Raw genomic sequence first — 7,748 nt, 5'->3', positions numbered from 1 at the left:
TGGCATGAAGTTGATGTCGTGCAGCAGACCTATGGTGTTGATCACCACGCTCGGCAACGCCGCCGTATCATAGAGGGTGAACAGGGCATCGAAGGAGAGGGCATCCACCTCCTGCAGCGGGAAATAACAGGCGGGATCCACCCCTTTTGGCAGTTGCCGGCCGGCCAGTACCAGCTCCTCGCCGCGAGCGGACAGCTCATGTGCCAGTGCCGTGCCCAAGCCGCCGCTGCCCAAGATCAGATAGCCCATCGCCCTCTCCCCGCTGCCCTCATCTGTTTAGAGGGTATCAGAATAATCCCCATCCGTAGCCGGGCCATCCCCATCCGGGCTTATGCCTCATTCAGATGCCTGCCAAATTCGCGGGCCCGCGCCAGATCGAGAAACCCGTCAGCCTGCTTGTGGCTGCGCAAGAACTGGTAATAGGCGAGCAGGATCACCTGCGCGTCTGCTTCCGGCAGCGACAATCCGGGCTTCTGCTCCTGCAACAGGCTACCGGCCGCCTCCAGGGCTTCCCGATCCACCACCTCCGCCTGCCGATAGAGGTAACCACAGCCGGTGGCGAGCCACTCCAGCGAGCAGTTGGCGGCCATGGCAATCTGGTTCGCCTTGCCAAGCCCGGGTTCAGCCCCCTTCAGATATTTGCGGATCAGGGCTTCGCTCAGCCCCACCTTGCGGGCAAAAGCGCTGACGCTGCCCGTTCCGATCAAGCTCTGCAAGCGTTCGGCAAAACCGTCCATTCCCTTTCCCTCAGTACCAAAGTTCGAATTAACAAAAGCCGCATTATTGCCTTGCCAACCAGAAGAGACCAAGATGCGGGCTGCACCTTTTTACCCTTATGAGCCAAGGAGCCTCCATGTCCGTATCTCGCCTCCCCCTCCACCCCGAGGGCCCGACCTTCTCCCGTCTCATCATGGGCTACTGGCGCCTGATGGAGTGGCAACTCTCCCCGAGCGCCCTGCTGGATCTGATGAAGTACCACCTGGATCTGGGGGTCACCACCATCGATCACGCCGATATCTATGGCGGCTATCAGTGCGAGCAGGCCTTCGGCGAGGCGCTGCGCCTTGACCCCTCCCTGCGCAACCGGATGGAGATCGTCAGCAAGTGCGGCATCGCCCTCACCGCCAAGCCGGAACACGCGCTGAATCATTACAACACCGGCAAGACGCACATCATCGCCAGCGCCGAGGCCTCCCTGCAAAAGCTCGGCATCGACCACCTGGATCTGCTGCTGATCCACCGCCCGGATCCCCTGATGGATGCCGACGAGGTGGCCGACGCCTTCATCACCCTCAAGCAGGCGGGCAAGATCAAGCATGCCGGCGTCTCCAACTTCACAGCCCGCCAGTTCGAGCTGCTGCAGTCACGCCTGCCCTTCCCGCTGGTGACCAACCAGCTGGAGATCTCGCCGCTCAATCAGAGCACCACCCTGGACGGCACCCTAGATCAGTGCCAGCAGCTGCGCATCAAGCCGATGGCTTGGTCCTGCCTCGGGGGGGGACGTCTGTTCCAGGCCCCCGAATATGCTCCGCTGCGCGCCGAGCTCGAGCAGATCCGCCATGAGGTGGGCGCCGAGCAGATCGAGCAGGTGGTCTATGCCTGGGTCATGATGCTGCCAAGCCAGCCGCTGCCGTTGATAGGCTCCGGCAAGCGGGAGCGGATCGCCGCCGCCGTGGCCTCCCAGTCCATCGTTCTCAGTCGCCAGCAGTGGTTCCGCATCCGCAAGGCGGCGCTCGGTTACGACGTACCCTGACAAGCAAGCCAGGGGCGCAAACAAAAACGGCATGGGGGAAACCCATGCCGTTTTGCGTTATCGAGGCTGCTCAGCGATGACGCTGGGGGCGACCACGTGGTGCATCTGTCTTCGGTTTGGCCTGGTTGACCGTAATGGTACGGCCACCAATCTCGGTGCCATGCAAACCGGCGATGGCTTTTTCGGCCTCGCCATTGACAGGCATTTCAATGAAGCCAAACCCCTTGGACTGACCGGTATCGCGATCGATGATGATATCGACCTTGTCTACCTGCCCAAATTGGCTGAACACGCTTTTCAGTTCGTCGGCCGTCATCCGGTACGACAGATTACCTACGTAAATCTTCATGCCATCCACTCTCGATTCAAGGTGCCTTCTCTATCCAATCACCAACACAAAGGTAAGGGCACACCCCCCATGCCGGACCTGCCGGGACGTCGTGTCCGGGCACTTCCCCGCTCCGTTCACTCAACTCATTGATCTGTTGGGCGAACAGAGCGGACAAGATCAATTCGAGTCATTGGCAGTATCTGAGCTTTGGCAAAGATTGTCGAGAAAATAGTCAGCTCATATGGGGAGCAGGGCGTCCAGCAGCCCCTGCAGCGTACGCCGGCCATGCCAGGCCCGCTTAAAGCCGAAACGATAGATGCCGGGCGCCACGGCGTGGGTTCCCTCGCGGCCGAGCCCCATCAGCGCGGTGGCGGCGGCCAGCTGTTCTTCATCGAGCGCCAGATCCAGGCTGAAGGCCAGCCACTGACCATTGTGGCCCACCTTGCGATCCCGCTCGACCCCGACCAATGCCGCCCTGGGCAGCGCCAGCGCCTGATCGTTGCTGCCATTGAGCAGATAGAGGTGGGTCTCGTCCCAGGCCAGCTCCGCCAGCCGCCAGCGCTGCCAGCTGCGGGGCAGCACCATCATTAGCAGCACGATACCGCCGAACACCAGCCCGACCCAGGGCAGCAGCCCCATCTGTGGATAACCCAGACCGATGGCGGCCAGCACGGTGAGCAGGCTCGCCAGCAGCAAAACCGCCATCACCGGATAGAAACGGCGGGCGGGGGGCATCAGCCAGACCAGCCCCGTTTTGTTCACCAGCTCACTGACCTTCATTCATCTCTCCTTGTCCATAGACGCCTTGGGCGCGCCATTTTTGTCGCGCATTGTGCGCGAGCCACCCCGCAGGATGCAACCCGTGCCGCCGGCTGGATGACGGCTTCGCCGCACTCTTGATATGATTCCCCCATCTGAGTCCATTTGCACGCTTGTCGGGAGTCTCATGCTTGCCACTACCCTGCTTTTCATGGCCAGTGCCTTTCTTGCCGAACCTCACCCTCGCCAGGCCGAGGCCATTGGCGGCTACTCCGCCGGCTGCCTCAAGAACGGGGTGGCGCTGCCGCTGAGCGGCCCCGGCTATCAGGTGATCCGCACCAAGCGACTGCGCTACTACGGCCACCCCGAGCTCATCGCCTACCTCACCACCCTGGCCAACCAGACCCGCTTGGCCGGCATGCCGGATCTCTACATCGCCGATCTCGCCATGGCCCACGGCGGCCCGTTCACCTCCGGCCATCGCAGCCATCAGACCGGCCTCGATGCCGACATCTGGTTTCGCATGGCCAACCAGCCCATCTCCCGCTGGGAGCAGGATGCCCCCAAGGAGTGGGCCCTGATCGACGAACCCAGCTACCGGGTGCTGCCCGGACGCTTCGGCCCCCAGCAGCTCAATCTGCTGCGCCTGGCGGCCAGCAAGCCCGAGGTGGCCCGCATCTTCATCAACCCGGCGCTCAAGGCCGAGGTATGCAAAAGAGCAGCCGATGAGCCCTGGGTCGGCAAACTGCGCCCCTGGGTCGGCCACTTCAGCCACTTTCATGTGCGCCTGCGCTGCCCGGCCGACAGCCCGGATTGCCAACCCCAGGCCCCGATCCCGCCCGGCAACGGCTGCGGTGCCGAGCTGGCCTCCTGGCTCAAGGACAAGCCACAACTGCCCAAGGTTTCGATGGCTTATCACAAACCCAGACTGCCCGCCCGTTGTGGCGGTTGACCACAAGCTGGTATGGTGAGCCGTTATCTGCAAAAAATATCAATGGAGAACAACAAGATGGGCACTTCACTCTGGCAGAGGGCAACCCAGTCCCTGTTGGTTATGACCCTGCTGCTGGGCCTGACCGGTTGCGGCATGAACAACATTCCCACCCTGGATGAGCAGGTCAAGGCGAGCTGGGGCCAGGTCGAGAACCAGTATCAGCGCCGCGCCGATCTGGTCCCCAATCTGGTGGCCACCGTCAAGGGCTACGCCAGCCACGAGCAGGAGACCCTCAAGGCGGTGACCGATGCCAGAGCCCGGGTCGGCAGCCTGCAGGTGAGCGATCCTGCCCAGCTCAAGGAGTTTGAAGCGGCCCAGAACCAGCTCTCCGGCGCCCTCTCCCGCTTGATGGTGGTGGTCGAGCGCTATCCCGAGCTCAAGGCCGACCAGCAGTTCCTCACCCTGCAGGCCCAGCTGGAAGGCACCGAGAATCGCATCTCGGTGGCGCGGCGTGACTACATAGAGGCGGTGCGCCAATTCAATACCGAGATCCGCACCTTCCCGGGCGTCATCTGGTCCAAGCTGCTCTACTCGGATCTGGAGGCCAAACCCACGTTCAGCGCCAAGCCCGGTGCTGATGAGGCGCCCAAGGTCAGCTTCCAATGAACCTCGTGATCCGTGCCCTGCTGCCCTGCCTGCTGTTGTGGACGGCGGTGGTGTCCGCCGCCCCCACCTTCCCAGCCCTGAGCGGACGGGTGGTGGACGAGGCCAACCTGATGTCCCGCAAGCAGGCCCACCAGCTCACCCAGCAGCTGGCGGCATTCGAGAAGCGCAGCGGTATCCAGCTGGTGGTGGTCTCCATCGACACGCTGGCGGGCGATACCATCGAAGAGTACGGCTATCAGCTCGGCCGCCACTGGGGGATCGGCCAGAAAGGCAAGGACAACGGCGTACTGCTCTTGATCGCCCAGGATGAGCGCAAGGTGCGTATCGAGGTGGGCTACGGACTGGAAGGGGCCCTGCCCGATGCCATCGCCGCCAACATCATCCAGACCCGGATCCTGCCCGCGTTCAAGCGCGGCGACATGGTGGCCGGGGTGGTGGCTGGCAGCCAGGCGATCATGCAGGCGCTGGCGGGCGAGTACAAACCGGTAGACAACGCCAGCAAGGACAAGCTGGGCGGCCCCTGGTTGTTCATCCTGATGGTGATTGTGATGATCGTGCTGCACAACCTGCGTGGCGGTGGCGGCGGTGGTGGTCGAGGGGGCCGGCGTCGTGCCGCCTACCTCGCCGGTGGCTTCGGTGCCGGTCGCTCCGGCGGCGGCTTTGGTGGTGGCGGTGGTTTCAGCGGAGGGGGCGGCAGTTTTGGCGGCGGCGGTGCTTCCGGTGGTTGGTAACAGGGATTAAGAGACGACACATGATTTCGAAACAGTTCTTTCACACGTTGCAGGCCAGGGTCAAGCAGGCGGAGCAGGCAACCGATGCCGAGCTGGTGACCGTGCTGGCTCCCGCCAGCGACGGCTATCGCTACATCCCCACCCTGTGGGCGGCCCTGCTGGCCATGCTGACCCCCCTGCTGGTGTTCGAGCTCGGCTTCTGGCTCGGCTGGTACGAGATCCTGCTGGTGCAGTGGTCGGTCTGGCTGGTGCTGAGCATCCTGTTCCACTGGACCCCCATCAAGATGTACCTGATCCCGAAACAGGTTCGTCAGCACAGGGCCGCCCTGATGGCACGACTGCAGTTTGTCGAGCAGGGGCTGCACCGCACCCGGGATCGGCTGGGGGTGCTGATCTTCGTCTCGGTGGCCGAGCATTACGTGGAGATCCTGGTGGATGACGGCATTGCCCAGCACATCGACAACGCCCAGTGGCAGGAGATCATCGATGACTTCACCCGCCGGGTGCGCAATAAGGAGGTGGAGCAGGGTTTCCTCGAATGCATCGAGCGGACCAGTGCCATTCTGACTGACGCCTTCCCCGCCACCCGGGACCAGAACGAGCTGCCGGACAGCCTGATCATCCTCGACAAGCCCTGAACAGGATTAAAAAACCGGCATTCTGTTCAAGGGATAGGCATTCGATAAAGATTATGAAAAATAAGGGGAAAAGTGGTTGACCCCGGCAGCCCTTTCCCCTAAATTACGCCCCGTTCCAGCGCAACTGCGCAACGAACGACGTGCTGGCTGAGCACGCTAAACAACAGACAAAAATTTGGTGAGGTGTCCGAGTGGCTGAAGGAGCACGCCTGGAAAGTGTGTATACGGCAACGTATCGAGGGTTCGAATCCCTCCCTCACCGCCAAATAAAACAAAAGGGCCTGTCGAAAGACAGGCCCTTTTGTTTTATCCGGTGACGGGTGGCTTGGTTCGGGCCCTGGTTCGACAGGCGGGCAGGACAGCCTGCCTGGACGGCCAGAGGCCGCCCGCAGGGCGAGCGCCAGGGACGGTGCGAGTCAATCCCGACCCATCCTCTGATGTTAAAACCGACCTGATGGTCGGTTTTTTTGCTTTGGGGAAGAATTATCAGCTCATGTCGAGGAGGGAGGGTGAGAACCCTCGCCGGGTTCGAGCAGAGCAGCTTGCTGCGATGAACGGCCGCAGGCCGCCCCGAAGGGGTGAGCCACGCAGTGGCGAATCATCCCTCCCTCACCGCCAAATTTAAAAAACCGACCTGATGGTCGGTTTTTTGCTTTCAGGCTCTGACGAAAGCGGCCCTCTCACCCAGCATCGAGCAGGCCGGCAGCCTCTATCTATCCTCCAGACAGCCCTGCTGGCTATGACCCGTCCCATGGTGCGACGATCTCACCGCCCATTTGAACGGCCAGCCTGATGGCTGATTGTGACATTCTGCCGCCAGCTCGCCTCTGCAGCCAAGCGCCTCAAACGCAAGACCACAGCACCGCCAAATTCCCTCTGCTGGCAGCAACGTCCACCTTGGTAGCGCCCCCCTTTTCAGCCGGAAAACACCTCTCCCAGGCGGCAGCTGACGCTGACGCACGTTATTGCTCAGCGATTGGATATCATTTTGAAAAACTGATACTTAAGTAGCTACACTAGCCATTATCAATCTTCAGGGATGCGTAATAAATGAGCTTAATCGGCCTGGTCCTGGCATTGATCGCCATTCTGGGTGGCAACATGATCGAGGGGGGCCACCCCAGTGCCCTGCTCGATCTGCCCGCCTTCCTCATCGTGATCGGTGGTACTGTCGGTGCCGCCCTGACCCAGTTTCCCTTCTCCGTCGTTGGCAGCACCCTCAAGCGTTTCAAATGGCTGCTGACCCCTCTCAAGCTCGACATGCAGGAGCAGGCCGAACTGCTGGAGACCCTGGCGGGCAATGCCAGGCGCAGCGGCATGCTGGCCCTGGAAGGGATGATCGACGATATCAAGGATCCCTTCCTGCAAAAGGGGGTACAGATGATGGTCGATGGCTACGAGAAGACCAAGATCCACGAGGTGCTGGAGAACGAGATCGAGTTCGAACAGGAAGATCTCGAGCAGACCGTCAAGTTCTATGAGGCCATGGGGGGCTACTGCCCGACCATGGGGATAGTGGGGGCGGTATTTGGCCTCATTCACGCCATGGGCCTGCTGGATGCCCCGGACAAGCTGGGGGGCGCCATTGCGGTGGCCTTCATCGCCACCATCTACGGGGTTTCCGCCGCCAACCTCATCTTCCTGCCCTTCGGCAACCGCTACAAAGGAAAGTGCGAACAAGTCCTTGATGTGAGATCATGAACCCCACTTGGCATCAGGGATGAGGTTCAGCATGAGTCACCAGCTCACCTTCGCGGACTGCGAGTTCAATGGCAAACGCCGTAAAACCCGTAAAGAGATATTCTTGGCTCGCATGGAGGCTGTGCTCCCATGGCCAAGGATGCTGGGGGTCATCGAACCCGTCTATCCCAAAGCTGGTAACGGGCGTCGTCCCTACCCACTCGATACCATGCTCCGCATTCACTGTATGCAGCAG

General features: G+C 61.5%; 8 protein-coding genes, 1 tRNA gene, 1 other RNA gene and 3 pseudogenes. 9 read left to right on the top strand and 4 right to left on the bottom strand.

Annotation, left to right across the window (positions count from 1 at the left end):
• A pseudogene (locus CAK78_RS04090) lies at window positions 1–249 on the bottom strand (short-chain dehydrogenase); the annotation flags it as partial.
• Between the two features lie 80 nt (window positions 250–329).
• Window positions 330–737 carry a helix-turn-helix domain-containing protein gene (locus tag CAK78_RS04085; RefSeq protein WP_094696452.1) on the bottom strand — a complete coding sequence of 136 codons (408 nt, stop codon included), beginning with the start codon at window positions 735–737 and terminating at the stop codon, window positions 330–332.
• A 116-nt stretch (window positions 738–853) separates the two neighbouring features.
• Here CAK78_RS04085 and CAK78_RS04080 point away from each other — a divergent pair, with 116 nt between their 5' ends.
• Complete coding sequence (locus tag CAK78_RS04080) at window positions 854–1,753, top strand: aldo/keto reductase (protein WP_094696451.1); 900 nt, start codon at window positions 854–856, stop codon at window positions 1,751–1,753.
• A 70-nt stretch (window positions 1,754–1,823) separates the two neighbouring features.
• Here CAK78_RS04080 and CAK78_RS04075 read toward each other — a convergent pair whose 3' ends face one another.
• Together CAK78_RS04075 and CAK78_RS04070 are read right to left on the bottom strand one after the other, a co-directional pair.
• Window positions 1,824–2,102, bottom strand: coding sequence for an RNA recognition motif domain-containing protein (locus CAK78_RS04075; RefSeq protein ID WP_026141388.1), 279 nt, complete (start codon window positions 2,100–2,102; stop codon window positions 1,824–1,826).
• 219 nt (window positions 2,103–2,321) lie between these two features.
• Entirely contained in the window at window positions 2,322–2,864 is a 543-nt protein-coding gene (locus tag CAK78_RS04070) for a hypothetical protein (RefSeq protein WP_094696450.1), read from the bottom strand.
• A gap of 166 nt (window positions 2,865–3,030) precedes the next feature.
• Here CAK78_RS04070 and mepA point away from each other — a divergent pair, with 166 nt between their 5' ends.
• The 8 genes and pseudogenes from mepA to CAK78_RS04030 all read left to right on the top strand — a co-directional run.
• Window positions 3,031–3,795 (top strand): penicillin-insensitive murein endopeptidase, encoded by a 765-nt coding sequence (mepA, locus tag CAK78_RS04065; protein WP_094696449.1) that lies wholly within the window; start codon window positions 3,031–3,033, stop codon window positions 3,793–3,795.
• A 42-nt stretch (window positions 3,796–3,837) separates the two neighbouring features.
• Window positions 3,838–4,443 (top strand): LemA family protein, encoded by a 606-nt coding sequence (locus CAK78_RS04060; RefSeq protein WP_176452656.1) that lies wholly within the window; start codon window positions 3,838–3,840, stop codon window positions 4,441–4,443.
• Entirely contained in the window at window positions 4,440–5,174 is a 735-nt protein-coding gene (locus CAK78_RS04055; protein ID WP_017781668.1) for a TPM domain-containing protein, read from the top strand. Before CAK78_RS04060 ends, CAK78_RS04055 begins: the two co-directional genes overlap by 4 nt.
• Window positions 5,175–5,194: 20 nt before the next feature.
• Window positions 5,195–5,812, top strand: coding sequence for a TPM domain-containing protein (locus CAK78_RS04050; protein WP_010634269.1), 618 nt, complete (start codon window positions 5,195–5,197; stop codon window positions 5,810–5,812).
• 177 nt (window positions 5,813–5,989) lie between these two features.
• Window positions 5,990–6,077, top strand: a tRNA-Ser gene (locus CAK78_RS04045).
• Window positions 6,078–6,301: 224 nt separating this feature from the next.
• A non-coding RNA gene (locus tag CAK78_RS04040) (RtT sRNA) lies at window positions 6,302–6,430 on the top strand.
• A gap of 432 nt (window positions 6,431–6,862) precedes the next feature.
• Window positions 6,863–7,495 (top strand): annotated as a pseudogene (locus CAK78_RS04035) (flagellar motor protein); the annotation flags it as partial.
• Between the two features lie 49 nt (window positions 7,496–7,544).
• Window positions 7,545–7,748, top strand: a pseudogene (locus CAK78_RS04030) (IS5/IS1182 family transposase); the annotation flags it as partial.

It is taken from the genome of Aeromonas sp. A35_P (assembly GCF_002259925.1).
Lineage (GTDB): Bacteria > Pseudomonadota > Gammaproteobacteria > Enterobacterales > Aeromonadaceae > Aeromonas > Aeromonas dhakensis.
Note: the sequence above shows the minus strand (reverse complement) of the source record. Positions and strands in the feature narration are given on the sequence as shown.

Coding starts and splice junctions, on each gene's coding strand:
- CAK78_RS04085 (WP_094696452.1), bottom strand. CDS start 737: ATGGACGGTTTTGCCGAACGCTTGCAGAGCTTGATCGGAACGGGCAGC.
- CAK78_RS04080 (WP_094696451.1), top strand. CDS start 854: ATGTCCGTATCTCGCCTCCCCCTCCACCCCGAGGGCCCGACCTTCTCC.
- CAK78_RS04075 (WP_026141388.1), bottom strand. CDS start 2,102: ATGAAGATTTACGTAGGTAATCTGTCGTACCGGATGACGGCCGACGAA.
- CAK78_RS04070 (WP_094696450.1), bottom strand. CDS start 2,864: ATGAAGGTCAGTGAGCTGGTGAACAAAACGGGGCTGGTCTGGCTGATG.
- mepA (WP_094696449.1), top strand. CDS start 3,031: ATGCTTGCCACTACCCTGCTTTTCATGGCCAGTGCCTTTCTTGCCGAA.
- CAK78_RS04060 (WP_176452656.1), top strand. CDS start 3,838: ATGGAGAACAACAAGATGGGCACTTCACTCTGGCAGAGGGCAACCCAG.
- CAK78_RS04055 (WP_017781668.1), top strand. CDS start 4,440: ATGAACCTCGTGATCCGTGCCCTGCTGCCCTGCCTGCTGTTGTGGACG.
- CAK78_RS04050 (WP_010634269.1), top strand. CDS start 5,195: ATGATTTCGAAACAGTTCTTTCACACGTTGCAGGCCAGGGTCAAGCAG.